The sequence below is a fragment of the Bacillus changyiensis genome, assembly GCF_027706145.1.
GTDB classification, from domain to species: domain Bacteria; phylum Bacillota; class Bacilli; order Bacillales; family Bacillaceae; genus Bacillus; species Bacillus changyiensis.
The window spans coordinates 534381-560681 of sequence record NZ_JAQFWW010000001.1 but is presented as its reverse complement, the minus strand read 5'-3'; the positions used below and the strand labels follow the sequence as shown (position 1 = coordinate 560681).

At 40.3% G+C, this 26301-nt stretch carries 29 protein-coding genes; 28 read left to right on the top strand and 1 reads right to left on the bottom strand.

The window, feature by feature from the left end; all coding sequences use genetic code 11:
• Positions 1-74 precede the first annotated feature (74 nt).
• The 21 genes from PDT38_RS02915 to ypjB all read left to right on the top strand — a co-directional run bounded on the left by PDT38_RS02915 (position 75) and on the right by ypjB (position 19560).
• Entirely contained in the window at positions 75-842 is a 768-nt protein-coding gene (locus tag PDT38_RS02915; RefSeq protein ID WP_270798925.1) for a CheR family methyltransferase, read from the top strand.
• Between the two features lie 71 nt (positions 843-913).
• The gene (gene aroC, locus PDT38_RS02910; protein ID WP_270798923.1) at positions 914-2086 is read left to right on the top strand and encodes a chorismate synthase; all 1173 of its coding nucleotides are present in this window, start codon (positions 914-916) and stop codon (positions 2084-2086) included.
• A complete protein-coding gene (gene aroB, locus PDT38_RS02905; RefSeq protein WP_270798922.1) occupies positions 2086-3171 on the top strand; it encodes a 3-dehydroquinate synthase in 1086 nt (361 codons plus the stop codon). Before aroC ends, aroB begins: the two co-directional genes overlap by 1 nt.
• Positions 3172-3555 carry a chorismate mutase gene (gene aroH / locus PDT38_RS02900; RefSeq protein ID WP_270798921.1) on the top strand — a complete coding sequence of 128 codons (384 nt, stop codon included), beginning with the start codon at positions 3172-3174 and terminating at the stop codon, positions 3553-3555. It abuts the gene before it with no gap.
• 254 nt (positions 3556-3809) lie between these two features.
• A complete protein-coding gene (gene trpE, locus PDT38_RS02895) occupies positions 3810-5327 on the top strand; it encodes an anthranilate synthase component I (RefSeq protein ID WP_270800102.1) in 1518 nt (505 codons plus the stop codon).
• On the top strand, positions 5299-6324 hold the full coding sequence (gene trpD / locus PDT38_RS02890) for an anthranilate phosphoribosyltransferase (RefSeq protein WP_270798920.1): 1026 nt from the start codon (positions 5299-5301) through the stop codon (positions 6322-6324). The genes trpE and trpD overlap by 29 nt, the downstream gene beginning before the upstream one ends.
• A complete protein-coding gene (gene trpC, locus PDT38_RS02885) occupies positions 6305-7069 on the top strand; it encodes an indole-3-glycerol phosphate synthase TrpC (protein ID WP_270798919.1) in 765 nt (254 codons plus the stop codon). The genes trpD and trpC overlap by 20 nt, the downstream gene beginning before the upstream one ends.
• Positions 7062-7700 (top strand): phosphoribosylanthranilate isomerase, encoded by a 639-nt coding sequence (locus PDT38_RS02880; protein ID WP_270798918.1) that lies wholly within the window; start codon positions 7062-7064, stop codon positions 7698-7700. Before trpC ends, PDT38_RS02880 begins: the two co-directional genes overlap by 8 nt.
• Positions 7700-8902, top strand: coding sequence for a tryptophan synthase subunit beta (gene trpB, locus PDT38_RS02875; RefSeq protein WP_270798917.1), 1203 nt, complete (start codon positions 7700-7702; stop codon positions 8900-8902). The genes PDT38_RS02880 and trpB overlap by 1 nt, the downstream gene beginning before the upstream one ends.
• On the top strand, positions 8895-9707 hold the full coding sequence (gene trpA / locus PDT38_RS02870) for a tryptophan synthase subunit alpha (protein ID WP_270798916.1): 813 nt from the start codon (positions 8895-8897) through the stop codon (positions 9705-9707). Before trpB ends, trpA begins: the two co-directional genes overlap by 8 nt.
• Before the next feature lie 6 nt (positions 9708-9713).
• Positions 9714-10796 (top strand): histidinol-phosphate transaminase, encoded by a 1083-nt coding sequence (gene hisC / locus PDT38_RS02865; RefSeq protein ID WP_270798915.1) that lies wholly within the window; start codon positions 9714-9716, stop codon positions 10794-10796.
• A gap of 38 nt (positions 10797-10834) precedes the next feature.
• Positions 10835-11950, top strand: coding sequence for a prephenate dehydrogenase (locus PDT38_RS02860; RefSeq protein ID WP_270798914.1), 1116 nt, complete (start codon positions 10835-10837; stop codon positions 11948-11950).
• 10 nt (positions 11951-11960) lie between these two features.
• Positions 11961-13247 carry a 3-phosphoshikimate 1-carboxyvinyltransferase gene (aroA, locus tag PDT38_RS02855; protein ID WP_270798913.1) on the top strand — a complete coding sequence of 429 codons (1287 nt, stop codon included), beginning with the start codon at positions 11961-11963 and terminating at the stop codon, positions 13245-13247.
• A 188-nt stretch (positions 13248-13435) separates the two neighbouring features.
• Complete coding sequence (locus PDT38_RS02850) at positions 13436-14710, top strand: tetratricopeptide repeat protein (RefSeq protein WP_270798912.1); 1275 nt, start codon at positions 13436-13438, stop codon at positions 14708-14710.
• Positions 14711-14781: 71 nt separating this feature from the next.
• On the top strand, positions 14782-15333 hold the full coding sequence (locus PDT38_RS02845; RefSeq protein ID WP_270798911.1) for a ReoY family proteolytic degradation factor: 552 nt from the start codon (positions 14782-14784) through the stop codon (positions 15331-15333).
• A gap of 62 nt (positions 15334-15395) precedes the next feature.
• Entirely contained in the window at positions 15396-15842 is a 447-nt protein-coding gene (locus PDT38_RS02840; RefSeq protein ID WP_270798910.1) for a YpiF family protein, read from the top strand.
• A gap of 146 nt (positions 15843-15988) precedes the next feature.
• The gene (locus PDT38_RS02835) at positions 15989-16495 is read left to right on the top strand and encodes a QcrA and Rieske domain-containing protein (protein ID WP_172295292.1); all 507 of its coding nucleotides are present in this window, start codon (positions 15989-15991) and stop codon (positions 16493-16495) included.
• 2 nt (positions 16496-16497) lie between these two features.
• Positions 16498-17172, top strand: a complete 675-nt coding sequence (gene qcrB / locus PDT38_RS02830; protein ID WP_172295294.1) for a menaquinol-cytochrome c reductase cytochrome b subunit — start codon at positions 16498-16500, stop codon at positions 17170-17172.
• 32 nt (positions 17173-17204) lie between these two features.
• On the top strand, positions 17205-17972 hold the full coding sequence (locus PDT38_RS02825) for a menaquinol-cytochrome c reductase cytochrome b/c subunit (RefSeq protein ID WP_270798908.1): 768 nt from the start codon (positions 17205-17207) through the stop codon (positions 17970-17972).
• 130 nt (positions 17973-18102) lie between these two features.
• Complete coding sequence (locus tag PDT38_RS02820; RefSeq protein ID WP_270798906.1) at positions 18103-18687, top strand: DUF1405 domain-containing protein; 585 nt, start codon at positions 18103-18105, stop codon at positions 18685-18687.
• A 69-nt stretch (positions 18688-18756) separates the two neighbouring features.
• A complete protein-coding gene (gene ypjB / locus PDT38_RS02815; RefSeq protein ID WP_270798905.1) occupies positions 18757-19560 on the top strand; it encodes a sporulation protein YpjB in 804 nt (267 codons plus the stop codon).
• Positions 19561-19622: 62 nt separating this feature from the next.
• Here ypjB and PDT38_RS02810 read toward each other — a convergent pair whose 3' ends face one another.
• Entirely contained in the window at positions 19623-20495 is an 873-nt protein-coding gene (locus PDT38_RS02810) for a YitT family protein (RefSeq protein WP_270798904.1), read from the bottom strand.
• A gap of 133 nt (positions 20496-20628) precedes the next feature.
• Here PDT38_RS02810 and PDT38_RS02805 point away from each other — a divergent pair, with 133 nt between their 5' ends.
• The 7 genes from PDT38_RS02805 to PDT38_RS02775 are packed head-to-tail and all read left to right on the top strand — an operon-like array spanning position 20629 to position 26206.
• Positions 20629-20964 carry a nucleotide pyrophosphohydrolase gene (locus PDT38_RS02805; protein WP_270798903.1) on the top strand — a complete coding sequence of 112 codons (336 nt, stop codon included), beginning with the start codon at positions 20629-20631 and terminating at the stop codon, positions 20962-20964.
• A gap of 12 nt (positions 20965-20976) precedes the next feature.
• Positions 20977-21780 (top strand): 4-hydroxy-tetrahydrodipicolinate reductase, encoded by an 804-nt coding sequence (dapB, locus tag PDT38_RS02800; RefSeq protein WP_270798902.1) that lies wholly within the window; start codon positions 20977-20979, stop codon positions 21778-21780.
• Between the two features lie 22 nt (positions 21781-21802).
• Positions 21803-22216 carry a methylglyoxal synthase gene (gene mgsA, locus PDT38_RS02795; RefSeq protein WP_270798901.1) on the top strand — a complete coding sequence of 138 codons (414 nt, stop codon included), beginning with the start codon at positions 21803-21805 and terminating at the stop codon, positions 22214-22216.
• Complete coding sequence (gene bshB1, locus PDT38_RS02790) at positions 22209-22910, top strand: bacillithiol biosynthesis deacetylase BshB1 (protein WP_270800101.1); 702 nt, start codon at positions 22209-22211, stop codon at positions 22908-22910. Before mgsA ends, bshB1 begins: the two co-directional genes overlap by 8 nt.
• Positions 22910-24088: an N-acetyl-alpha-D-glucosaminyl L-malate synthase BshA gene (gene bshA / locus PDT38_RS02785; protein ID WP_270798899.1), complete on the top strand. Its 1179-nt coding sequence runs from the start codon at positions 22910-22912 to the stop codon at positions 24086-24088. Before bshB1 ends, bshA begins: the two co-directional genes overlap by 1 nt.
• Positions 24048-25241 (top strand): CCA tRNA nucleotidyltransferase, encoded by a 1194-nt coding sequence (locus PDT38_RS02780; RefSeq protein WP_270798898.1) that lies wholly within the window; start codon positions 24048-24050, stop codon positions 25239-25241. The genes bshA and PDT38_RS02780 overlap by 41 nt, the downstream gene beginning before the upstream one ends.
• On the top strand, positions 25226-26206 hold the full coding sequence (locus tag PDT38_RS02775; RefSeq protein ID WP_270798896.1) for a biotin--[acetyl-CoA-carboxylase] ligase: 981 nt from the start codon (positions 25226-25228) through the stop codon (positions 26204-26206). Before PDT38_RS02780 ends, PDT38_RS02775 begins: the two co-directional genes overlap by 16 nt.
• The last annotated feature ends 95 nt before the right edge of the window (positions 26207-26301 follow it).

Here is a 26301-nt window from a genome sequence, read left to right as displayed (position 1 = left end):
TTAAATATACAATTTTTTATGAAAACAGGCTATAATTGTACACATATCATCATGAGTGAATGAGGAGAGAAGACATGGACAATTATAACTTCTTTGTAGATAAATGGAAAAATATAACTGGTGTAGATTTAACTTTATATAAAGAAACCCAAATGAAAAGAAGGTTAGCTTCTCTTTATGCTAAGAAGGGCTACCGTGATTTTAAGGAATTCGCACTGGCACTTGAAAACAATGACAGTCTTCTTCAGGAGACGTTAGATAGAATGACAATTAATGTTTCTGAATTTTATAGAAACTATAAAAGGTGGGATGTACTTGAAAAAACAATTCTTCCCTTATTAAAACCAACCAAAAAATTAAAGGTATGGAGTGCGGCATGTTCAACAGGAGAAGAACCATATACATTGTCAATGATCCTAAGCCAACAACCAGACCTGACCGCCTATCAAATTATTGCAACTGATATAGATGATAAAGTATTAGCTAAGGCTAAAGAAGGAATCTACCAGGAAAGATCCTTGCAGGAAGTTCCGAAAGCGATGAAAGAAAAATATTTTACACAAAACGGAAGTTATTATACCGTTAAAGATGACATCCGAAAAAATATTCAGTTCCAAAAACACAACTTATTAGCAGATCCATATGAAACAGAGTTTGATATCATTGTCTGCCGTAATGTATTGATATATTTTACCGAGGAAGCAAAAGAAGCGATTTTTCACAAATTTAGCCGTAGTTTGAAAAAGAATGGAGTATTGTTTGTGGGAAGTACAGAACAGATTTTTAATCCGGAAAAATTCGGTTTTAAATCAACAGATACGTTCTTCTATCAAAAAAGTTAGCTGACTTTTGTATAAGGGGTGTGTTATAGTTTTACTTAAAAGCGTTAATGTGATGAAGGGAGATTGGAATCATGAGATATTTAACAGCTGGCGAATCTCACGGTCCTCAGCTTACAGCGATTATTGAAGGAGTCCCTGCAGGACTGCAGATCACGAAAGAAGATATTAACCATGAACTTTTGAGACGGCAAAAAGGATATGGTCGGGGCCGGCGTATGCAAATTGAAAAAGATCAGGTGGAAATTACAAGTGGTGTCAGGCATGGTCGTTCTCTCGGATCTCCGATTGCACTTGTCGTTGAAAATAAAGACTGGGCCCACTGGACTAAAATCATGGGCTCAGAACCGATTTCAGAAGAAGAAGAACAGGAAATGAAGCGGCAAATATCAAGACCGAGACCAGGGCATGCTGATCTAAACGGTGCGATTAAATATGGCCACAGGGATATGCGAAATGTACTCGAACGTTCTTCAGCTAGAGAAACAACTGTCCGGGTTGCTGCAGGTGCGGTTGCCAAAAAAATCTTGTCTGAGCTTGGTATTCAAGTGGCAGGGCATGTTTTGGAAATTGGCGGAATAAAGGCAGAGCATACAAATTACACTTCAATTGAAGACTTGAAAAAAGTGACGGAAGATTCACCTGTCAGATGCGTTGATAGTAAAGCTGGGAAAGAAATGATGGCTGCAATTGACAAAGCGAAAGAAAATGGTGATTCGATCGGTGGAGTAGTTGAAGTCATTGTAGAAGGGGTGCCTGTTGGGCTCGGTAGCTATGTGCATTACGATCGCAAACTCGACAGCAAGCTTGCTGCTGCGATTTTGAGTATCAATGCTTTTAAAGGTGTTGAGTTCGGAATTGGCTTTGAAGCAGCAAGAAAAAACGGCAGTGAGGTTCACGACGAAATTATTTGGGATGATGAAAAAGGATATACACGGTCAACAAACCGACTTGGAGGACTAGAGGGCGGTATGACAACCGGTATGCCAATTGTAGTCAGAGGTGTGATGAAGCCAATCCCAACTCTATATAAACCACTAAAAAGTGTTGATATTGAGACGAAAGAGCCGTTCAACGCCAGCATTGAACGTTCTGATTCTTGTGCAGTCCCAGCGGCCAGCGTTGTGGCCGAAGCAGTTGTAGCTTGGGAAATTGCGAGTGCAATCGTTGATCAATTTGGCGTTGATCAAATGGAACGGATCGCTGAAAATGTTGAGAAAATGAGAGAATTGGCGAGGGAGTTTTAATGAAATCACTTCACATTGAAACAGCTTCTTTGACTTATCCGATTTTTATTGGTGAAGGCATTAGGAAAAATGCAGTTGAACTTCTGTCGTCTTTGAATTTGCCGATGACAAAGCTTCTCTTGATTACTGATGAAGAAGTTGATAAGCATTATGGAGAAGAGCTGTTTAATCTGCTACATAGCCATTGGCCAGTTAAAAAGGTAACTATCCCTAGTGGCGAACAAGCCAAATCCATTGATATGTTCATGAAACTGCAGACAGAAGCGATTCAGTTTCATCTTGATCGTTCATCTTGTATGATTGCTCTTGGTGGGGGTGTCATCGGTGATCTTGCTGGTTTTGTCGCAGCAACTTTTATGAGAGGTATCGATTATCTTCAATTTCCGACAACATTGCTAGCTCATGATAGTGCAGTTGGGGGTAAGGTCGCAATCAACCACCAGCTCGGTAAAAATTTAGTAGGTGCTTTTCATCAGCCTAAAGCTGTTATTTATGATACAGAATGCCTTGCAACTCTACCCGAAAAAGAACTGAGATCAGGACTTGCAGAGGTCATCAAACACGCCTTTATTCATGATGAATCATTTTTAAAAGATCTTTTTACAATTGATTCACTTGAAAAAATCACAACTGAACAACTGAATGACATGATATATAAAGGTGTTTCAATTAAAGCAGCGATCGTTTCGAAAGATGAGCGAGAAGAAGGAATCAGAGCCTACTTAAATTTTGGTCATACATTAGGCCATGCTGTTGAAGCTGAGTACGGTTATGGTGAAATGACACATGGTGATGCCGTGGCATTAGGTATGCAGTTTGCTTTGTTTGTCAGTGAACAGGTTTTGAATTGTCCACTTGACCGAAAACATATTAAGAACTGGTTGGGGAATATTGGGTTTCCGGTAAAACTAAAACGAGAAGTATCAACAGAATCATTGGTCAATCGAATGATGAGTGATAAAAAGACACGTGGAGGAATCATTCAGTTTGTCCTGCTTGACCAGATCGGCAGTGTCAGTCTGCACTCTTTTAAAGCTGAAGAGATTGAACGATGGCTGAATGTCTGGAGAATGGAGGAGATTTGAATGATGATTCGCGGTATTCGAGGAGCAACCACTGTTGAACACGATACAGAAAAAGACATAACCGAAAAGACAAAACAACTGATTGACAATATGATCATTGAAAATCAAGTGAAACCAGAAACAGTGGTCCACATTTTGATATCGGCCACACCTGATCTTCACGCTGCCTTTCCTGCTAAAGTCGTAAGAATGTTTGAAGGTTGGCAGTATGTCCCTGTGATGTGCATGCAGGAAATGGATGTAACTCATGGTCTGAAACAGTGCATTCGCGTCATGATGACTGTGCAAACTGAAAAACGGCAAAATGAAATCTGTCATGTTTATTTAGAAAATGCCGTTTCCCTTCGACCTGATTTATCATTGACAAAAAAGACTGAATTATAATACGATTATAAGAACCTTAGAAATACACAGGAGTGTGTATAAAGGTTAGTTTGAGATGAGATTAGGGTAGTTTGAGAATGAGTTTTTAGATGAGCTGAGTATAAAACGTTTATTCATTCTACCCAAAAGACATCGTCTTTTGGGTTTGTTTACTTTCACGCAAATATCCAACCTGTTTTTCCTTCTCATGCTGTCTCTCATTCTCCTTCACCTACAAAAAGGAGAGAGAAACTTTGAATAACTTTTCCTCGTTTATGGAGGACACTGTACATTTCAGAACGATTCCTATTGTTGAAAGTTATGTTGTGGATACACTAACCCCGATTCAAGTTGTCGAAAAACTGGAGAATGAGATCGTATACTTGCTTGAAAGCAGAGATGATTCTTCGGTCTGGTCGAGATATTCTTTTATCGGTCTTGATCCATTTTTGACGATTAAAGAGAAAAACGGTCAAGTTCACGTATATGATCAAGATCAACAGAAGCTTTATAGCGCTTCACAATTAAAAAGAGTTCTTGAATGGATGTCACAAACATGTTTAATCAAGACGCCTGATTTAGAAATTCCGTTTGTCGGCGGGGCTGTAGGATATTTAAGCTGTGATTTTATGTCCCTTGTTGAACCATCTATTGCCAAACATCAACATGACACCGATTTTGAGAAATGTCTGTTATTTGTCTGTAGAAAGATGGTTGCCTATGATCATGAGTTGAGAAAGGTTCACTTGATTCATTATGCGAGGCTTGATGGCACTGAAACAGAAACAGAAAAGATCAGGATTTATAAAAGTGTTAAACAGGAACTCAACCAGCTTAAACAGAAGTTGAGCGACCGGAAAACCGCAAAGGAATTATTTTTTTCTCATCACCACGACTTACCATTGAGTGTTGAAAACATTCAATCAACACATGAAAAATCACAATTTTTAGTTGGTGTTGAGAGGTTGAAAGAATACATGAAAGCTGGAGATATCTTTCAAGGGGTATTGTCGCAAAGATTTGAAATTCCGGTGAAAGTCAGTTCATTTGAATTATACAGAGTGCTGAGGTTGGTGAATCCTTCACCATATATGTACTATATAAAGCTGCCTGATCGTGAACTTGTTGGAAGTTCGCCGGAACGTTTGATTCATGTTCAAAATGGACATCTCGAAATTCATCCGATTGCAGGGACAAGAAAACGGGGAACCAGTCAGGCTGAAGATGAGCGTTTGCAGAAAGAACTTTTGGCTGATGATAAAGAAAAAGCGGAGCATTGTATGCTTGTTGATTTAGCTAGAAATGATATTGGCAGAGTGGCTGAATATGGGTCTGTCAAAGTGAATGACTTCGGTAAGGTTGTCTCATTTTCCCACGTTATGCACATGATTTCGGTCGTTACCGGTACTTTAAAAACAGGTGTTCACCCGGTTGATGCTTTAATGAGCGCGTTTCCGGCCGGCACTTTAACAGGCGCTCCGAAAATAAGAGCCATGCAGCTTCTGAACGAACTTGAGCCAACTCCGAGAGAGACGTATGGAGGTTGTATCGCATATATCGGCTTTGACGGAAATATCGATTCTTGCATCACAATCAGGACGATGAGTATCAAAGACGGGGTGGCGACGATTCAAGCTGGCGCTGGGATTGTGGCTGACTCGGTCCCTGAAAAGGAATGGGAAGAATCATTCAATAAAGCTAAAGCATTGCTCAAGACGATCCAAATTGCAGAAAAGATTTTTCTAGGGAGAGAGGGGTACGGAAATGAACGAACTGCTGAAATCTTGCATTAACGGGCGTACAATGAGTGAAACTGAGGCGAAAGAGATCATGGACATGATGATGTCAGGCTTATTGAGTCCGGCTGAAACAGGTGGACTGCTTTCCGTTCTTACTTACCGGGGAGAAACAGTTGAAGAAGTGATCGGTTTTGTCAGAACAATGCGGGAGAAGGGATTAACAATAGAAGGACCAAAAGGCCTTGTTGATACGTGTGGAACAGGAGGTGATGGCCTTTCTACTTTCAATGTTTCAACAGCAGCTGCTATTATTGCTTCTGCCGCTGGTGCTAAAATTGCCAAACACGGAAATCGTTCAGTTTCATCGAAAAGTGGAAGTGCAGATGTACTTGAATATCTTGGAGTGAACATTCAGACAACACCTGAAGAAGCAAAACGCAGCATAGAACAGTATAATATGGGTTTTTTATACGCACCAAGCTATTATCCTTCTATGAAGCATGTGGCAGGAGTAAGGAAAGATCTCGGTTTTAGAAGTGTATTTAATCTACTCGGCCCGCTTAGCAACCCGATGAATGCCAAACGGCAGGTGATCGGTGTCTATTCAATTGAAAAAGCAAAGTTGATGGCTGGAGCGTTAGCTTTTTTCGAACCAGAGCATGTTTTATTTGTTTCAAGCAGGGAAGGTCTTGATGAATTTTCGATTACATCACCGACAAATGTGATTGAATTAAAGGAAGGTAAGCGGTTTGAGTATACTGTTGAACCATATGACGTCGGTCTGTCGTTTGGCAACCTAGCAGACATTCAAGTCAACACAGCAGAAGAAAGCGGTCAAGTCATCATCGATATTTTCAAACAAAACAGTACAGAGTCTGCTCTTCATATCGCTGCGTTTAACGCAGGAGCCGCTTTATATGTAGCAGACCAGGTGTCTAGTTTAAAAGAGGGCGTGGCCATTGCTATTGAGACGATTGAAAAAGGAAAAGCTCTTCATCAGCTGTTCCAGTTAAAAAGAGAGGAAGAGCGCTATGCTGGATCAAATGATTGAGAGAAAACGAGCAGAGTTGTTAAACATTGAACTACCTGAGGATCTAAAACTACCGAAACGTTCTTTTAAAAATGCGCTCCTTTCCCCGAATCGGTTTGTCGCTCTCATTGCTGAGATAAAAAAAGCTTCGCCATCAAAAGGGTTGATAAAAGAGCGATTTGATCCTGTGGAAATTGCCAAACAGTACGAACAGGCTAAAGCTGATTGTTTGTCAATCTTAACAGATGAACATTTCTTTCAAGGGAAGAACGAATATTTGACAGCAGTTAAACGTGTTGTTTCACTACCCATTTTACGTAAGGATTTTATCATTGATTCAGTTCAGGTTGAAGAAGCGAATCGAATTGGAGCCGATGCAATTTTATTGATTGGTGAAGCACTTGACTCGAGTAAGCTTTATGAACTGTATGAAGAAGCTGCTCAAAAAGGAATGGATGTCTTGGTTGAGGTTCATGATGAAAAGACTCTTGAAGGGATTTTGAAGTTGTTTATTCCTGAGATGATCGGTGTGAACAATCGAAACCTGAAAACCTTTGAAACTTCCATCAGCCAAACAGAACGAATCGCAAAACTCGTTCCCGATGGTACAATTCTTATTAGTGAAAGCGGGATCGGCAAAAAAGAGGACTTGATTCTTGTGAAAAACTGCGGTGCACAAGCTGTTCTTGTCGGCGAATCACTGATGAGAGAACCATCACAGCAAACCGCAGTCAATCAATTATTCGGAGAAATAAACGATGATTAGACCAAATCTGAAATATTGTGGGATTCATTCGTTACATGATTTAAAGGTGACAGCTTGCTCTCTAGCTGATTACCTCGGTTTTATTTTTGCGGAAAGTAAACGATCTGTACATCCTCTTGATGTGAACAGATGGTGTAAACAAGTAGATTTAGTAGACAAAAAACTTGTCGGTGTCTTTGTCAATGAGTCAGCTGCCACTATTGCTGAGACTGTTAAAACCGTTCCTTTAGACGTGATTCAGCTTCATGGAGATGAAACAATAGAGGATATTAAACAACTAAGCGTGATGACAGATTGCGAGATTTGGAAGGCGCTTCCTCATGAAAGTGGTACCATCCACACCATGAACAACCTCATTTCTACTGTAGACGGATTTATCATTGATTCATCTGTGCATGGGGTAAGGGGAGGATCTGGCATAGCTTTTTCATGGGAGCACGTTCCTTTTTATAAAGAAACAGCAGCAAAAGAAGGAAAACGATTATTTATCGCTGGGGGTGTTCATCCCCAAAACGTAACCAATCTGTTAAAATGGCAGCCACCAGGCATCGATCTGGCAAGCGGAATTGAAGAGAAAGGTCAAAAGAGTGAAAGGCTGATCAGCCTTTTCGAAGAAAGGGTGTTTATGTAATGTATCAATATCCGAATGAACAAGGCAGGTTTGGCCAATTTGGAGGAAAATTTGTCCCGGAAACTTTAATGCAACCCTTGGAAGAGATTGAAACAGCGTTTATGGAACTAAAAAACGATCCATTGTTTAAAAAGGATTATCAACAGTTGCTATATGACTATTCAGGACGGCCGACTGCATTGACCTTTGCGGAACGACTGACAAATCATTTAGGTGGAGCTAAAATATATTTAAAAAGAGAAGATTTAAACCATACCGGCGCGCATAAGATTAATAATGCTCTTGGCCAAGCGCTGCTTGCCAAAAAAATGGGCAAGACAAAATTAATTGCTGAAACTGGAGCTGGGCAACACGGTGTTGCCGCAGCAACTGTTGCTGCAAAGTTTGGTATGTCTTGCCTTGTTTTTATGGGTGAGGAAGATGTGGCAAGACAATCGCTCAATGTATTTCGCATGAAACTGTTAGGAGCTAAAGTTGTTTCGGTAACGAGTGGAAATGGAACATTGAAGGATGCAACAAATGAAGCGATTCGTTATTGGGTCCAGCATTGTCGCGATCATTTTTATATGATCGGTTCTGTAGTCGGCCCCCATCCGTATCCATGCATGGTCCGGGAGTTTCAGCGGATCATTGGTGATGAGGCCAAGGCTCAATTTTATAAAACGGAACAATCTCTTCCTGACAAAGTGATCGCCTGTGTTGGAGGCGGAAGCAATGCGATTGGGATGTTCAGTGCCTTTATCGATGAATCTGTTCAGTTGATCGGCGTTGAGGCGGCTGGAAAAGGAATTGGAACACCAAATCATGCCGCAACAATAACGAAAGGCTCTAAAGGTGTCATCCACGGTTCTTTAACTTATTTGCTTCAAGATGAGTACGGTCAGATTGTTGAACCGTATTCCATATCAGCTGGACTCGACTATCCTGGAGTTGGGCCAGAACATGCACACCTTCATCAATGTGGACGTGTCCAATATGAAGCTGTTACAGATGATGAAGCCATTTCAAGTTTAAAGCTGCTTGCTGAGACAGAAGGGATTTTACCAGCAATTGAATCTGCCCATGCTTTGGCAAAAGCTTTTGAAATCGCGAAGGATATGGGAAATGATAAAAGTATTCTTGTTTGCCTTTCTGGCAGAGGAGACAAAGATGTCAACACCTTAATGAAGGTGTTGGAAAAAGAGGTGAGTCAAGATGTTTAATTTGAAAAAAGAGCCGCTTGAGAAATGTTTTGTCCCGTTCATAACAGCCGGTGATCCGCAATTTGAAATCTCCATAGAATTGGCGAAATCTCTGCAAAAAGCAGGGGCAACCGTTCTTGAATTAGGTGTCCCTTATTCTGATCCCTTAGCAGATGGTCCTGTTATTCAACGAGCATCAAAAAGAGCGCTTGATAGCGGGATGAACATCATTGAAACGATAAAACTTGCAGGTGAAATGAAAAAAAATGGTGTCAATATTCCGATTATTCTCTTTACGTATTATAATCCTGTGTTACAATTAGATACAGAACGCTTTTTCGCTTTACTGCAACAAAATAAAATAGATGGATTGCTTGTTCCAGATCTACCGTTTGAAGAAAGCACCATTTTGAGAAGGAATTGCGAAGAACATGGGATTACTTATATTTCCCTTGTTGCACCGACAAGTGAAAGCCGAATTCAGCAAATTATTGAGCAGGCTAAGGGATTTGTATATTGTGTATCTTCGCTTGGCGTGACGGGCGAACGGAATCAATTTGATGATTCTATTTCTTCCTTTATCAGGTCAGTCAAAGCAATAAGCACTGTACCTGTCGTTGTCGGTTTTGGAGTATCAAGCTCTAAACATGTCAAAATGATGAATGAACTTGCAGACGGTGTTGTCGTCGGAAGCGCTCTAGTCAAAAAGATAGAGGAGCTAAAAGATGATCTTCTCTCGCCTGAGACAAGAGAACAAGCCTTAAATATGTTTGAAGAATATGCTAAAACATTTAGCCCATCGTCGTACATTGCAAACCTGAGGTGACCATGAATGCAAATCAAGAAACAATTAGCACAATTAACACCATATCAGCCCGGAAAACCAATTGAAGAAGTGAAACGTGAGTTTAATCTAAAGACCGTTGTAAAGCTAGCCTCAAACGAAAATCCGTTTGGTTATTCCGAATCGGCAAAAGTTGCATTACAATCAGAGATTTTACAAATGCCCCTTTATCCAGACGGCTCCAGTCATTCGTTAAGAACAAAGCTTGCCAAACATCTTGGTGTAAATGAGATGAAGATCATCTTTGGAAATGGTGCAGACGAGGTGATCCAAATCATTTCCCGATCAATGCTTAACAGCCACTCAAACACTGTGATGGCGAGCCCGACATTTTCACAGTATAAACATAATGCAGTCATTGAAGGGGCAGAAGTACGAGAAATCAATCTGCTTGAAAACGGCTGCCATGATCTAGATTTGATGCTTGATGCAATTGATCAACAAACAAAAATTGTCTGGGTATGCAGTCCAAATAATCCGACGGGAAGTTATGAACCAGAACAAAAACTGCTGCGTTTTCTAGATCAGGTTCCTAAACACGTGCTTGTTGTGATAGATGAAGCGTATTATGAATATGTGACTGCAGAGGACTATCCGAAGACCATTGCACTTTTAGATCGCTATCCCAACTTAATGATTCTGAGAACTTTTTCAAAAGCATACGGTTTGGCGGCTTTAAGAATTGGCTATGGTATTGCTTCAGAACAGTTGATTCAAGCGATAGAGCCAGTGAGACAACCGTTTAATATCAATCGGCTAGCACAAGCAGCTGCACTCGGAGCTCTTGACGACCAGACTTTTATAAAGGATTGTGTTAGAAAAAACAGGGAAGGGCTTCAGCAATATTACGATTTTTGTTCAACACATGGATTAAAATACTATCCTTCACAAACAAATTTTGTCTTAATTGACTTTAACCGGGATGCGGATGTGCTGTTTGAGGAGCTGCTTCGCCAAGGTTATATTGTAAGGTCTGGAAAAGCGCTTGGATTTCCGACGTCACTTCGGATATCGGTAGGCTCCAAAGAACAGAATGAAGGGTTTTTGAATACGCTAATAAGAATGTTATAAGAAGTGATGACTAATAGACCTAAAACTAGGTGATAAAGATGACACAATCTAATAAAACGATATTATTGACTGGATTAGGCTTAATTGGCGGTTCGATTGCTCTTGCCATAAAAAAGCAATATCCAAGCTACCGAATCATTGGATTTGATGTATCAGAAGAGCAGATAAAGGCTGCAAAAAAGCTTGGTGTCATTGACGCATCATCCGGTTCTTTTTTGGAAGGAATAAAAGAAGCATCAATTGTCATTTTAGCTGTGCCTGTTGCACAGACACTCTATATGCTTGATGAGCTAGCTGCTTCAGGCATCGAGAAGCAATTGCTCATTACGGATGTAGGTAGCACGAAACAAAAGGTTGTCAACCATGCTGAACAAGTTTTGCCAAAAGAGTATCAATTTATCGGCGGACATCCGATGGCTGGCTCTCATAAATCAGGTGTTGCGGCAGCTAAAGAGTTGCTGTTTGAAAATGCGTTTTATATTTTGACGCCTTGTAACTCGACTAAAAAAGAAGCTATTGTCTTGTTAAAACAGCTTTTAAAAGGAACAAACGCCAAGTTTGTTGAAATGTCGCCGGAAGACCATGATGCCATCACAAGTGTGATCAGCCACTTTCCCCATATTGTAGCAGCAAGCCTAGTTCACCAGACCGAGAAATTCAAGGAACAATATCCTCTGATCAAACGCTTTGCGGCGGGAGGATTCCGTGATATTACAAGGATTGCCTCAAGCAGTCCTGCGATGTGGCGAGATATTCTTTTGCACAATAAAGTTGAAATTTTAGAGCGGTTTGAAGAATGGAAATGTGAAATTGGAAGAATTCAGTCTATTGTTGAACAGGAAGATGCTGATGGTTTGTTTGCATTTTTCCAACAGGCAAAAGAGTATCGGGATGATTTGCCATTGCGACAAAAAGGCGCGATTCCCTCCTTTTACGACCTTTATGTTGATGTCCCTGACCATCCGGGAGTCATCTCGGAGATCACGGCGATTCTCGCCGATGAACTGATCAGCATCACGAACATTAGAATTATCGAAACGCGAGAAGAGATAAACGGTGTTCTCAGAATCAGTTTTCAATCTGATCAAGATCGCAAACGTGCAGAAAAATGCATTCAAACGCGGGCTAAATATGAGACATTTTACGCTGATTGAGGTGGAGCACATGAAAAGAGAAAAAATCAGTTCACTAAAAGGAGAACTTCATATTCCGGGAGATAAATCAATCTCCCATCGTTCTGTTATGTTCGGCTCTATTGCGGTAGGTACAACAGTTATTAAAAACTTTTTGCCTGGTGCAGATTGTTTAAGCACAATTGACTGTTTTAAAAAAATGGGGGTTGAAATCAAACAGGAAAACAGTGATGTAACAGTCTATGGAAAAGGTCTTGATCATCTAACAGAGCCTAAAGAGCTTTTGGATGTCGGAAATTCTGGCACAACGATTAGACTGATGCTCGGGATTTTGGCCGGCCGTCCATTTCATAGTATAACAGCAGGTGATGAGAGCATTGCGAAAAGACCGATGAAACGTGTCACAGATCCTCTTCGGAAAATGGGTGCGCATATTGACGGACGTAGTGGTGGAGAATATACACCGCTTGCTGTTCGCGGTGGACATTTAACAGGAATAGATTTTCAATCACCTGTAGCCAGTGCACAAATTAAATCGGCCATCTTGTTGGCCGGTCTCCAAGCAAATGGTACAACAACAGTGACAGAACCCCATAAATCGAGAGATCATACGGAGCGTATGCTTTCTATGTTTGGGGGAAAACTCGAGGAAGACCAAACATCTGTCTCCATCGTGGGTGGTCAAACATTAAAGGGAACGGATGTGTTTGTGCCAGGAGATATTTCTTCAGCAGCCTTTTTCCTAGCAGCTGCTTCTTTTGTCCCAAATAGTGAAGTTGTTCTTAAAAATGTCGGTTTAAACCCAACAAGAACCGGAATCATCGATGCATTGAGAAAAATGGGTGCGGATCTTAAGATCGATAGAAAAGATCATGGTAGCGCTGAGCCCTACGGCGATTTAACGGTCAAGACTGCTGCCCTAAAAGCCACTGAAATTTCAGGCGATTTAATTCCACGCCTCATCGATGAAATTCCAATTATCGCACTTCTTGCCACACAGGCTGAAGGAACGACTGTCATAAAGGATGCTGCTGAACTTAAAGTAAAAGAAACGAACCGCATTGATACGGTTGCATCAGAGTTAACAAAGCTTGGTGCCCGAATTGAACCGACAGAAGATGGAATGAAGATCCATGGTAAAACACCTTTACTTGGAGGGACAAGTGTATCAAGTCATCATGACCACCGAATTGGCATGATGCTGGGAATTGCTTCCTTAATTTGTGAGAATCCCATTGATATTTCTCATCCAGAAGCTGTCAAAGTATCTTATCCGACATTTTTTGATCATATTGACAAGCTTACCGAAAAAGCCTGAAACCGACGCGTTTCAGGCTTTTTCATAGCTTTTGCATAAACAATGCAGTTCCGGCATAGCTTGTCTTTGAAGGCAACATATTTGCTTTAAAACCGTCCAGTGAATTATGATAATAAATATCTAAACAGTGTATTTTCGGCTTTAGGGTGGCCGGGTGATGATTCGAAAAAAGAAAGGGACGTTTTGATTTGAATACTTCGATCCAAGAAGCCATAAAATTAATAGAAGCAGGCCATACTGAAAGCGGACTTAAAAAACTTAGTGATATTGAACCTGTTCTTCATGATGAAGATAAAGCAATTGTAGCTCAACTATATTATGAATGGGGTATGATTGACAAAGCGATTCATATCATCAGTGATTTGTATGAATTATACCCTGAGGAAACAGAATTGACCTGTTTTTATGCAGAGCTCCTCATCGAGACCGACAATGAAGAGCGGGCGATCAGCGTGTTGGAAACGATCCCTGAGACAGATCAGACCTATCCAGAAAGTCTTCTTTTGCTGGCTGATTTATATCAAATGCAGGGGTTATATGAAGTAAGTGAGCAAAAGTTGTTGAAGGCAAAAACGATTTTACCAGATGAACCGGTGATTCATTTCGCGTTGGGTGAGTTGTATTTTACGCAAGGTGCTTATGCCAAAGCAACGCGCTATTTTCAACAAACTGCCTGTGAAAAAGCAATGATCGGAGGTGTCAATGTTTATCAGAGGCTTGCCGAATCACTCAGCTCTTCAGGCGAGTTTGAAGAAGCGTTAAAGTGGTATGAAAAAGCGGCCAAAGAAAGCACTGAACCTCATACTTTATTTGGTTTTGGGCTTACAGCTTTAAAAGCGGGATCTCCTAAAACGGCAATCAAACAATTAACAGAGCTGAAAGAAATGGATCCATCTTATTCTTCCCTTTATAAGCCTTTGGCGCAAAGCTATGAAGAAGAAGGACTATATGAAGAAGCATATGAAACAGCTAAAGAAGGTATTCGTTTAGATGAATTCACTAAGGAGCTTTATCTCTCTGCAGCAAAGTCTGCATTAAAAATAAAAAGGCTTTCTGAAGCGAAATCATTACTTTCTGAAGCACTTGCACTTGACCCTGGATATTTGGAAGCCGTTTTCACTCTGCTTTCTCTTCATCTTGAAGAAGAAGATTTTGAGAGTATGATCGATTTGGTTCAAGAGGTCCGAAAATATGGTGAAGATGACCCCAAATTTAGCTGGTTTCTCGCAGGTGCTTACACGCAAACAGAAGAGTTTGATAAGGCGAGACAAGAATATGAAAAAGCGTTATTGCATTATCAGAAAGATGAAGATTTTCTCTATGAATACGCAAAATTTTTGCTTGAAGAAGGAAAGCAGAAAGAAGCGTTGCCATATTTGAAAGAAATTCCGAATCATCATCCTGCATACGAGGAAATCCAGGAAATGATTTTCAGAATCGAAGATGAAAATTACCTTGAATAAGCAGGATATTATCGGTTTGTGTGGTATTATTAAATTATACACAAGATATGATAGATAGAGGAGGGAATAACATGCAGACCCCTGTTTCTGTCAATGAAAAAAAAGATTTCATCCGCTGGTTTTTAAACAATTATCAGCTAAAACGAAGAGAATGTGTATGGATTTTGAATTATTTAATGAGTCATAACTCCTTAATGGAGAAAGTCCATTTTGTCGAGCAGGCCGAGTTTTGTCCGAGAGGCATTATCATGTCTACCCACTGTGTCGAAGAAGTGCCTTTCCGTTTTTATAAAGAAAATGTCATGACAACAGACGCAGAAAAATCATTTCACGATATCAGGCTGAATAAGCAGCAAGATCTATTTATTCAGCTCAACTTTCGCTCAGCCTATCATTCACCTGAATACGCAGCTGTAATGGAGACCAATCCCCATATTCCAAAAGACCTTTATGAAAATGAAAGAGATAAAATTGTTGCTGAACAAATTTTAGAGCATTCTATTACCACTTTTCAAAGACGAAAACTATTGGAGGAAATAGACGAAGCCCTTGATCGCCAAGATAAGGAAAGCTTCGAAAGACTGGCGAAACAATTAAGTCAACTACAACAATCCCATCGTTAACAAGCCTTGCTGAGTGCAAGGCTTGTTAAGGTCGGGGTAACTGAATAAAGGGGGATTACCGCGTGAAATGGTGTGCACAAGATGCGGATGTTTATCTAGATGCAAAAGAATATATTGATACCGCTGTCATTCCGCTTATTTCTGTTCATTTAGACCACCAGTTTAAGTCAACCGTTTCAAAAGGAGAATTTACAATCAAGCTTGTAGAAGAGCTTGAAGGACAACTAAAGGGACGTGTCTATTTATTTCCTCCGTATACATATTTGCATGTTTGTGATCAATCGGTGGAAGATATTGCCGATTTGAAAGACATGACCCAAAATCATTTTAAGCATGTCATTTTTTTAACAACGGATGAGCGTTGGAAAGAGGTGCTTCAAGGTGAACAAAAACTGCTGTGGATTCCAGCGCTGCCGCTAGAGCATATGAAAGATTCTCTCAAACAAAAACTCTTGGACGATCAAATTGAGCAAATATTGAACATTTTGTTACAATACTGGAATTCCTAATAAAAACACTTACATTTACTATTTTTAATGTTTTTGGGAATGTTGACCTTCCTAAAATATTGATATATTATGAGGATGTCCTCATTTTATGAATATTTTTCTAGTTTAGTTATATTGTAGTTGGGGACATGAGGGGGGATATGAAGATGAGCGGAAACAAACATCAGGTATCCAGACGTCAATTTTTAAACTATACGCTGACAGGGGTTGGCGGGTTTATGGCGGCTGGAATGATCATGCCTATGGCTCGCTTTGCGCTTGATCCGGTTTTAAGGCCGACTGAAGATCAGGACTTGGTTCAGGTCGTTAGTGTTGATGAACTGACGGAGGAACCTCAACGATTTGACTTTAAAATCAAACAAGTAGACGCCTGGTACAAATCCGAAGAATCGAGATCAGCGTGGGTATTCAAAAATGGGGGAGAAATTATCGCTTTATCACCGGTTTGTAAACATTTGGGGTGTACGGTCAATTGGAACAGTGACCCAAAAAATCCGAACAGATTTTTTTGTCCGTGCCATTACGGACTTTATGAAAAGGATGGTACAAATGTACCCGGAACTCCACCTCTTGCTCCATTGGATCATTATGAGCAAAAGGTTAAAGACGGCTATCTCTATTTAGGGAAAGCCAAGCCGAGGAAGGATGGGTGATCATGCTAAACAAAATTTATGATTGGGTGGATGAAAGACTGGACATTACACCGCTTTGGAGAGATATTGCTGATCATGAAGTTCCAGAGCATGTCAATCCTGCTCACCATTTTTCCGCTTTTGTCTATTGTTTTGGCGGGTTGACATTTTTTGTGACAGTGATCCAGGTGCTATCTGGCATGTTTTTGACAATGTATTATGTGCCAGATATTAAAAATGCTTGGGAATCGGTTTATTACCTACAAAATGAAGTAGCGTTTGGGCAAATTGTCAGAGGAATGCACCATTGGGGGGCAAGTTTGGTCATCGTCATGATGTTTCTTCACACACTAAGGGTTTTCTTCCAAGGAGCTTATAAAAAACCACGGGAATTAAATTGGATTGTCGGTGTCCTCATTTTCTTTGTCATGCTTGGATTAGGTTTTACAGGCTATCTCTTGCCTTGGGATATGAAAGCTCTGTTTGCGACTAAAGTTGGTCTGCAGATCGCTGAGGCAACACCTTTAATTGGCACTCAGATTAAAACACTGCTGGCCGGTCATCCAGATATTGTTGGCGCACAGACATTGACAAGATTTTTTGCAATACATGTCTTTTTCTTGCCAGCCGCTCTGTTCGGTCTTATGGCTGCACACTTTATCATGATCCGTAAACAAGGGATTTCAGGGCCGTTGTAAGCAAGTGATTCAAAAAAGAAGGAGGGGATGGCATGAAAAGGGGAAAGGGAATGAAGTTTGTCGGAGATTCGAGAATACCCGCGGAAAGAAAACCGAATATTCCAAAAGATTATTCGGAATTTCCAGGCAAAACGGAAGCATTCTGGCCGAACTTTTTACTTAAAGAATGGCTTGTTGGAGCCGTTTTCCTAATTGGGTTTCTCGTGTTGACCATCGTTCATGAGCCTCCACTGGAACGAATGGCTGACCCGACAGATACTGGTTACATACCTTTACCAGACTGGTATTTTCTATTTTTATATCAATTGCTTAAATATGAATATGCAGCTGGACCGTATACTGTAGTTGGAGCGATTATTATACCGTCGATTGCTTTCGGGGCGCTTTTGCTGGCACCATTCCTTGACAGGGGCCCTGAAAGAAGGCCGTTTAAGCGCCCGGTCGCTGTTGGATTGATGTTGTTAGCATTATCAGCCACTGTCTTTTTAACTTGGCAATCCGTTGTGACCCATGATTGGGCAGCTGCGGAAGAACAAGGGAAAATCAAAGAGGAAGCTAAAGTTGATAAAAAAGCCGCAGGTTATAAAGTGTATAAGGAACAAGGTTGCATTTCCTGTCATGGTGATAACATGCAGGGAGGGGCTGGCGGGCCGTCTCTAGTAGATAGCGGTTTATCTCCAAAGGAGATTGGAAAGATCGCCAAGGAAGGAAAGGGCAAAATGCCTGCTGGCGTTTTTAAAGGGTCTGATAAACAGTTAAAAGAACTGGCGAAATTCATATCGAAAACAACAGCTAAGTAGTTGTCAAGAAGAGGTACAGATGATAAGCTGACGCTAAGTCGGTCTCTCGAGACTATCGACAATGTCGATGGTCTTTTTAAAATTCTAACATCAATACCATACGTTTTCTAAGATTGTGAGTTGAATGTGGGTGAAATTATTTTTTTACATACTTGGGCAAAGGTCTATCATCTTTTTACTTTTGATCATTAATTTTTTTGGTACGATTTATGGGTATTATTGGTACATGTCACAACTGATTCATACACCAATTAAATTTTTAATTTTTGTTCCGGACAGTCCAACTGCTACTTTGTTTTTTTTATTTGTTTTGTTGGGGTTTTTATTTAAGCGAAATGCCGTTTTGTTTGAAGCGCTCGCATTGGTAACACTCGTTAAATATGGGCTTTGGGCCGTATGTATGAACCTTCTTATCCTTTTAACAACGGGAAGTCTGCATTGGACGGGCTATATGCTGATTGCATCCCATTTTGCAATGGCTCTCCAAGGTGTTCTATATGCACCTTATTACAAGTTTAAAGGGTGGCATCTGCTGATTGCAGCCATTTGGACGGTTCACAATGACGTGATTGACTATGTGTTCAAAATGATGCCTAGCTACTCGATGCTGACGCAATTTATGCCACAAATCGGTTATTTTACATTTTGGCTTAGTGTTGCATCAATCGGTTTAGCTTATTATCTTGTACTCTCTAAAAAAGCGTTTAAGTTGTGATAAACAATCTTGGTCTAACCTTGTCCCTCTCCTCATAACTTAAAGTAGAAGGAGTGGGAGGGACCGTAAATGATACGTAAGGTGATCCTTTGCATAGTGATTGCGCTTGTTTTTCCTGCGGGCGGTTTAAAAGCGGAGGATTCAACCGCTTTAACGGAATTGAATGAACTGTCTGATACAGTATTCCAGTTAACAAGACAGTCGCATTATGAGGAAGCACTTCAAATTGTTCAATATTTTAAAGATCGGTTAAAAACCGCCGAAAAAAACGGAACATTAAAAACGATGAATCGTTCGCAGATTCGCCGGGTCATATTGGCTTGTCATGAAATGCAAAAAAGTTTACGGAGCAAGGAAACACGAGAAAAAGATAAACTCAAGGCAGCCGTCCAATTCAGAATGCTGATGGATGCGATACATTCCGACCATGATCCGATTTGGGGATCGTTAAAAAAACCGATTATGGAATCTTTTAAAGCACTTAAAGCTGGTATTATTCAAAAAGAAGACAGTTTAACGTTTCAAGAAAAGTGGAATCATTTTTTGGCTTTGTATGATATGATTTACCCGAGTTTAACGATCGATGTTTCCCAAAAACAACTACAAAATGTCTCTAACCATATCGAAGTTGTCCAACATGGAGACTTTCAGAACATGTCGGAAAGTAGCAAGCTTGAACGGTTGACTACTCTGCAAAAAGATTTGGAGGACGTATTTAATCAAACCGAAGAAGATGACGCAGACCCTTCCCTTTTATGGGTTATTCTGACAACAGGGAGCATCATCCTTTCCACACTGACCTATGTTGGATTCCGAAAGTATAGAGGGGAAGCAGACAGCCGCAAGAAAAGAGAGAATGATTGGCCTAAATAAGAAGCCAAAACATGGTCTGAATTTGGTCAGAAAAACTGGAAGCTCACTACATGTGAGCTTCTTTAACGTGTAATCGGATTCTTATTTTCATCAAGTGTAAAACCTTCCCCCATCACATCGTGAACATCGTTTACGACTACAAAAGCATGTGGATCAATTGAAGTGATGACATTTTTTAAAAGAAAAACTTCATTTTTCGGAACGACACAGTATAAAACGTCTCGTTCTGTTTTTGTATAGGATCCCTGTCCTTTTAAAATCGTAACCCCACGATCCATCTCTTCCATGATTTTATGTTGGATTAGTGCATTTTTTTCAGAAATAATCGTTGCACCCTTTGCTGCATAGCCACCTTCCTGCATAAAGTCAATCACTTTAGAAGCAACAAATACTGCGACAAGTGTATACATGGCTTCCTTATATGAGAGGTAAAATATGAGTGATAATGTAATAACAAAGGCATCAAAAACGAACATCGCTTTACCCATCGCGATATGAAAATATTTATTGATGAGTCGTACGATAATATCAACTCCACCTGTTGTCCCGCCATACCTGAAAATGATGCCGAGCCCTGTTCCAATAAAAACCCCGGCAAAAAGGGCTGCAAGGACAAGGTCATTTTTCAGAGGCATATGGATTTGATAAATTTGAAAAATCCACAAAAAAACAGACAGACTGACTGTTCCGAGAATGGTATATAAAAAAACGGTTCTGCCGAGCAACTTCCAACCGATTAAGAAAACGGGAATATTTAAAACTAAATTGGAAATGGAAGGATCGATCTGAAACAGGAAATAAAGCAACAAGGTAATCCCGGTAAAACCGCCTTCTGACAGGTTGTTTTGCATATTAAAATGAACAAGTCCAAAAGAAAAAATAGCGGCGCCTAATAATATAAAAAAAACATTTTTAATTTTTATTTCTCTAAGCATAAAAAACCACTCCTTCCATTAGTTGGCGTTAATATTATAGTGTATCTTTTAAAAATGGGCAAACCGATCTTAAACGTTTGTCAAAATTAGTTGAATTCGCTAACATGTAAGAGATGATAGGAGGTTTTGCCGAATGACGAATGAGAAAACGATGAAAGAGATACAGCGTGAGGTTGATGAATATATCGGACAATTTAAAGAAGGCTATTTTAGTCCGCTGGCCATGATGGCTAGACTAACAGAAGAGCTCGGCGAATTGGCAAGAGAAGTCAATCATCATTTCGGAGAAAAACCAAAGAAGGAAACTGAAACTGAAAAAAAGATTGAAGAGGAAATCGGCGATGTTTTATTCGTGTTAGTTTGTTTAGCTAATTCACTTCATATTTCATTAGATGAAGCGCATGATATGGTCATGGATAAATTCAACACACGTGACAAAGACCGCTGGACAAGAAAAGAAGGAAAGTAGAGGAGATTGATCATGTCAAAAGAAACAATCAAGATTGCCATTGCTGGACCGCGAGGAAGAATGGGAAGTGAAGCCGTTCAACTTGTTGAAAACACAGATCATTTTCAACTTGTAGGAGCCATCGATATTACATACGATCGCAAGAAACTGTCAGAAGTATTATCCTGTCATTCTGAGGCACTCATTTATACGGATATACACGAATGTTTTGCTGAAACAAATCCAGATGTACTCATCGATTTGACGACACCAGAAGTCGGCAAAGTTCATACGAAAATTGCCGTAGAACATGGCGTCCGTCCTGTAGTAGGAACGACTGGATTTTCTGAAAAGGATCTTGAAAATCTGAGGGGATTGACCGAAGAAAAAGGAATTGGAGCCATTATTGCCCCAAATTTTGCTTTGGGAGCTGTTTTAATGATGAAATTTTCCCAGATGGCAGCTCAATATTTTTCCGATGTTGAAATCATTGAACAGCATCATGACCAAAAGCTTGATGCACCTAGCGGAACTGCTTTAAAAACTGCGGAGATGATTTCCGTCGTCCGGGATGCGAAAAAACAAGGACATCCTGATGAAAAGGAAATTCTACCTGGTGCAAGAGGTGCAGAGCAAAACGGAATTCGGCTGCACAGTGTTCGATTACCGGGGTTAATCGCCCATCAAGAAGTCATCTTTGGCGGAGATGGACAAACTTTGAAAATTCGCCATGACTCGTATAACCGTACGTCTTTTATGTCAGGAGTAAAGCTAGCTGTTGAACAAGTAATGAAAATCGATCAGCTTGTTTATGGCCTTGAAAATATCATGGAATAACGAAAAGAAAGAGGGGATCGCATTGAGAATTGCCTTAATTGCCCATGATCGAAAAAAACAGGATATGATTCAATTGACAACCGCTTATCGAGGTATTTTGCAAAAACATGAATTGGTTGCTACCGGTACAACGGGTTTAAAAATAGCTGAAGCAACCGGACTTTCTATTAGGCGTTTTCAATCAGGACCGCTTGGCGGCGATCAACAAATTGGTGCCATGATCGCCCAAAATGAAATCGATCTGGTTATTTTCTTGCGGGACCCATTAACAGCTCAGCCGCATGAACCAGATGTTTCTGCATTAATTCGCTTGTCTGACGTCTATTCTATTCCGCTTGCAACAAATCTAGGGACAGCGGAAATTTTGATCCGTTCTTTGGAAGAGGATGCGTTCGAATTCAGGAAGCTGGTTCATGGTGAAGGAAAAGATGCTTGATATATTGGCTTTTGGTGCGCATAGTGATGATGTAGAAATCGGTATGGGAGGAACGATTGCCAAATATATTAACAAGGGGTTCCGCATTGGCATTTGCGATTTAACAGAAGCTGAACAATCTTCAAATGGAACAGTTGCCATAAGAAAACGTGAAGCGGCTCTGGCGGCTGAAACGTTAGGTGTTAGAGAGCGAATTTCTCTTACCCTTCCTGACCGCGGTTTATTTTTGACACAAGATGCGATAAGAGAAATTGTGGCCGTTATTCGAATGTATCAGCCCAAAATTGTTTTTGTTCCCTACAAAAAAGACAGACACCCAGATCATGGACATGCGGCGGAAATAGTGGAAGAAGCGGTTTTTTCCGCTGGTATACATAAATATCAAGATGCAAAAAAACAGCGAGCACACAAAGTGCAAAACATCTATTACTATATGATCAACGGTTTTCATAAACCTGAATTTGTGATCGATATAACAGATACAATGGAACAGAAAAAAGCAAGTCTCAGGGCATACATGAGTCAGTTCAGCCGGACAGAGCAATCGATAGAAACACCTTTGACAAACGGTTATATTGAAACAGTTGAAGCGAGGGAAATGCTTCTTGGAAAAGAAGTGGATGTCACATATGCAGAAGGATTTTTTTCTAAGCGGATCCTTTTGTTAGACAATGATTTATTCGGGGGTGGATGATGAGAAAATTAAAAATTGGGATTACATGTTATCCGAGTGTTGGGGGATCGGGAGTTATTGCAACAGAGCTCGGTAAATTGTTGGCGGAAAAAGGGCATGAAATTCATTTTATTACATCAAGCGTTCCGCATAGGCTGAATAAAGTTTATTCCAATATTTATTTTCATGAAGTTGAAGTCAATCAATACGCAGTTTTTCAATATCCACCTTATGATCTGTCTTTAGCCAGCAAAATGGCCGAAGTGGCAAAACGAGAAAATCTAGATATTTTGCATGCCCATTACGCTGTTCCTCATGCTATTTCTGCATTCTTGGCAAAGCAAATGTTAGAAGGCACGATCAAAACTGTTACGACACTTCACGGCACTGATATTACGGTTCTCGGGATTGATCCGTCTTTAAAAGATTTGATTCGATTTGCGATTGAATCCTCTGATCGGGTAACTGCCGTTTCATCAGCTCTTGCGGCCCAGACGTATGATCTAATCAAACCGAGAAAAAAAATAGAGACCATCTACAATTTTGTTGATGAGCGTGTGTATGTAAAAAAAACCCACTATTCATTAAAAGAGCAATACGGAATAACCCCTGATGAAAAAGTCATCATTCATGTTTCAAATTTCAGGAAAGTAAAACGGGTTCAAGATGTGATTCATGTCTTTCACCGTATTGTAAAACAAATGAAAGCAAAACTCCTTCTTGTTGGTGACGGTCCGGAAATGACTGTAATATGCCAGCTTGTCAGGCAGCTCGGTTTACAAGATGCTGTTCGCTTTTTAGGTAAACAGGACGGTGTGGAAGAGCTTTATGCCATCAGTGACTTAAAACTTCTTTTATCTGAGAAGGAAAGCTTTGGTCTTGTTCTTCTTGAAGCAATGGCTTGTGGTGTTCCGTGCATTGGAACGAATATCGGTGGTATTCCTGAAGTGATTATCGATGGCACATCAGGTTATCTCGTAAATGTGGGTGATGTTGATGAAGCATCTGAAAAAGCCCTTCATTTATTAACGGATCACGAGTTGCATCACCGTTTTGCTGAAGCTGCACTACAAAATATTAGAGAGCGTTTCTCATCAAGGAAAATCATTAGCCAATATGAGGATATTTATCACCAATTAATAGACGGGGAGTGTGACAATGGAGGATCTGTTTTTAAAAGCTCTACCTCTCCTTCATGAACTGAAAAAACACGGCTGGCAGGCTTATTTTGTGGGCGGAGCAGTGAGAGACACACAGATGAACCGCACTGTTGGAGATATCGATATTGCAACTGACGCGGCTCCTGAAGAAATAGAAAAAATCTTTCCTAAAACAATTGATGTTGGAAAAAAACATGGAACGATCATTGTGTTGTGGGAAGGTGAGTCCTATGAGGTGACTACGTTTCGAGCAGAGCTTGAATACGAGGATCACCGAAGACCAAGCGGTGTTCATTTCATTCACTCGTTGAAAGAAGATTTAAAGCGGCGTGACTTAACGATCAATGCAATGGCAATGGATACGGATGGTAGACTCATTGATTATTTTGGAGGTCTTCACGATATTCAAACAAAACTAATTCAAACGGTCGGTAACCCGGCTGAACGATTTCATGAAGATGCGCTCCGCATGTTGCGGGCGCTCCGTTTTATGAGTCAGCTTGATTTTGCGCTTTCCCCACATACAAAACAAGCAATTTGTGAGAACCGGCATTTACTAGCACATATTTCAACAGAGCGCAAAACAACTGAATTTGAAAAACTACTACAAGGGAAAGCGGTAAACGCAGCTCTTATCATAGCGATTGAAACAGGTCTTTACAAAGAACTTCCTGGACTGGAAGAAAAAAGGGAAGGCCTTCTCACTGCATGCTGTTTTCCGTTTCATCAGCTGGAAACAAAAGCACAACTTTGGGCAGCTTTCATTGATAAACTGGCTATCCATCCAGATCAAGCTCAAACATTTTTAAAAGCTTGGAAGCTCCCTGGGAAGGTGATTCAAGAGGCATTAAAAATTACCGGCTACATTGATCAACACTGGGATCGTTTGGCCATGTATCAGGCAGGTGAAGAGACACTTATTTCTGCAGTCATGATTCATATGCTAAAGGAGAATCAGAGTATTGACAGACGTAAATTAGCAGAAGTGAGACAAAGTTATCAAAGACTGCCAATTAAAAGCTTGAAAGATTTAGCTGTAACTGGAAACGATCTGATCTTGATGAAAAACAACCCTCCTGGTAAATGGGTATCTGAGGATTTAACACGGATCGAACAAGCTGTTTTATGTGGAGAACTTGACAATCAAAAAAAAGCCATAGAGGAGTGGCTAGACAAATGCAATCAAACTTAAGGACAAAACTCATCCAATTATTTGCAGAAGCTGATGGCGAATTTCTTTCAGGCCAAAAAATCAGTGAAGAACTAGGCTGCTCGAGAACGGCTGTTTGGAAACACATTGAAGAACTAAGAAAAGCGGGTTATGAACTTGAAGCGGTTAGGAAACTTGGCTATAAAATGAAAAAAAAGCCTGATAAAGTCAGTGAAAATGAAATCAGATTCGGCTTAAAAACGGAAAAAATGGGACAAGTCATTTATTTCAAAGATAGCGTTTCTTCAACTCAGAAAATCGCTCATGAGCTGGCAAATAACGGATCACCAGAAGGGACAATTATTGTTGCAGATCAGCAAACAGAAGGAAGAGGGAGAATGGCTAGAGTATGGCACTCTCCAGCAGGTAATGGCATTTGGATGAGCCTTATCTTAAGGCCAACAATTCCAGTTCAAAAAACACCCCAGCTGACACTTTTGGCGGCAGTAGCCATTGTCCAAGCAATTGAGGAACAAACAGGAATCAGTCCGGAAATTAAATGGCCGAACGATATTTTGGTCAATGGCAAAAAAACGGTCGGAATTTTGACTGAATTACAGGCTGAGGCAGATCAGGTTCATTCGGTTATTACCGGAATAGGAATTAATGTCAATCAAGTAGCTTCCGATTTTCCGGATGACTTGAAAGAGACAGCTACAAGTTTGCGCCTTGTTAGTGGTAAAAAAATTGATCGAGCAGCACTTATTCAAACAATTCTGCTTACATTTGAAAAACGGTACCAAGACTATACTCGTCACGGTTTCCAACCAATTAAACTTTTATGGGAAAGCTACGCTTTGACATTAAACCGTCAATTAACAGCGAGAACATTGAATGGAACATTTCATGGAAAATCACTGGGGATTGATGATGAAGGCGTGCTGCTTTTAGAAACAAGTGAGGGAATAAAAAGAATCTATTCTGCTGATATTGATATCAGTTCGTGATAGTTGGAACAGATGCCATGTTTTTGGTATACTTCGAGTGGGCAGTATCCTTTTAAATGGAACTGCACCTAATGTGATTGGAACTTATTTTTTTT

Coding starts and splice junctions, on each gene's coding strand:
- PDT38_RS02915 (WP_270798925.1), top strand. CDS start 75: ATGGACAATTATAACTTCTTTGTAGATAAATGGAAAAATATAACTGGT.
- aroC (WP_270798923.1), top strand. CDS start 914: ATGAGATATTTAACAGCTGGCGAATCTCACGGTCCTCAGCTTACAGCG.
- aroB (WP_270798922.1), top strand. CDS start 2,086: ATGAAATCACTTCACATTGAAACAGCTTCTTTGACTTATCCGATTTTT.
- aroH (WP_270798921.1), top strand. CDS start 3,172: ATGATGATTCGCGGTATTCGAGGAGCAACCACTGTTGAACACGATACA.
- trpE (WP_270800102.1), top strand. CDS start 3,810: ATGGAGGACACTGTACATTTCAGAACGATTCCTATTGTTGAAAGTTAT.
- trpD (WP_270798920.1), top strand. CDS start 5,299: ATGAACGAACTGCTGAAATCTTGCATTAACGGGCGTACAATGAGTGAA.
- trpC (WP_270798919.1), top strand. CDS start 6,305: ATGCTGGATCAAATGATTGAGAGAAAACGAGCAGAGTTGTTAAACATT.
- PDT38_RS02880 (WP_270798918.1), top strand. CDS start 7,062: ATGATTAGACCAAATCTGAAATATTGTGGGATTCATTCGTTACATGAT.
- trpB (WP_270798917.1), top strand. CDS start 7,700: ATGTATCAATATCCGAATGAACAAGGCAGGTTTGGCCAATTTGGAGGA.
- trpA (WP_270798916.1), top strand. CDS start 8,895: ATGTTTAATTTGAAAAAAGAGCCGCTTGAGAAATGTTTTGTCCCGTTC.
- hisC (WP_270798915.1), top strand. CDS start 9,714: ATGCAAATCAAGAAACAATTAGCACAATTAACACCATATCAGCCCGGA.
- PDT38_RS02860 (WP_270798914.1), top strand. CDS start 10,835: ATGACACAATCTAATAAAACGATATTATTGACTGGATTAGGCTTAATT.
- aroA (WP_270798913.1), top strand. CDS start 11,961: ATGAAAAGAGAAAAAATCAGTTCACTAAAAGGAGAACTTCATATTCCG.
- PDT38_RS02845 (WP_270798911.1), top strand. CDS start 14,782: ATGCAGACCCCTGTTTCTGTCAATGAAAAAAAAGATTTCATCCGCTGG.
- PDT38_RS02835 (WP_172295292.1), top strand. CDS start 15,989: ATGAGCGGAAACAAACATCAGGTATCCAGACGTCAATTTTTAAACTAT.
- qcrB (WP_172295294.1), top strand. CDS start 16,498: ATGCTAAACAAAATTTATGATTGGGTGGATGAAAGACTGGACATTACA.
- PDT38_RS02825 (WP_270798908.1), top strand. CDS start 17,205: ATGAAAAGGGGAAAGGGAATGAAGTTTGTCGGAGATTCGAGAATACCC.
- ypjB (WP_270798905.1), top strand. CDS start 18,757: ATGATACGTAAGGTGATCCTTTGCATAGTGATTGCGCTTGTTTTTCCT.
- PDT38_RS02810 (WP_270798904.1), bottom strand. CDS start 20,495: ATGCTTAGAGAAATAAAAATTAAAAATGTTTTTTTTATATTATTAGGC.
- PDT38_RS02805 (WP_270798903.1), top strand. CDS start 20,629: ATGACGAATGAGAAAACGATGAAAGAGATACAGCGTGAGGTTGATGAA.
- dapB (WP_270798902.1), top strand. CDS start 20,977: ATGTCAAAAGAAACAATCAAGATTGCCATTGCTGGACCGCGAGGAAGA.
- bshB1 (WP_270800101.1), top strand. CDS start 22,209: ATGCTTGATATATTGGCTTTTGGTGCGCATAGTGATGATGTAGAAATC.
- bshA (WP_270798899.1), top strand. CDS start 22,910: ATGAGAAAATTAAAAATTGGGATTACATGTTATCCGAGTGTTGGGGGA.
- PDT38_RS02780 (WP_270798898.1), top strand. CDS start 24,048: ATGGAGGATCTGTTTTTAAAAGCTCTACCTCTCCTTCATGAACTGAAA.
- PDT38_RS02775 (WP_270798896.1), top strand. CDS start 25,226: ATGCAATCAAACTTAAGGACAAAACTCATCCAATTATTTGCAGAAGCT.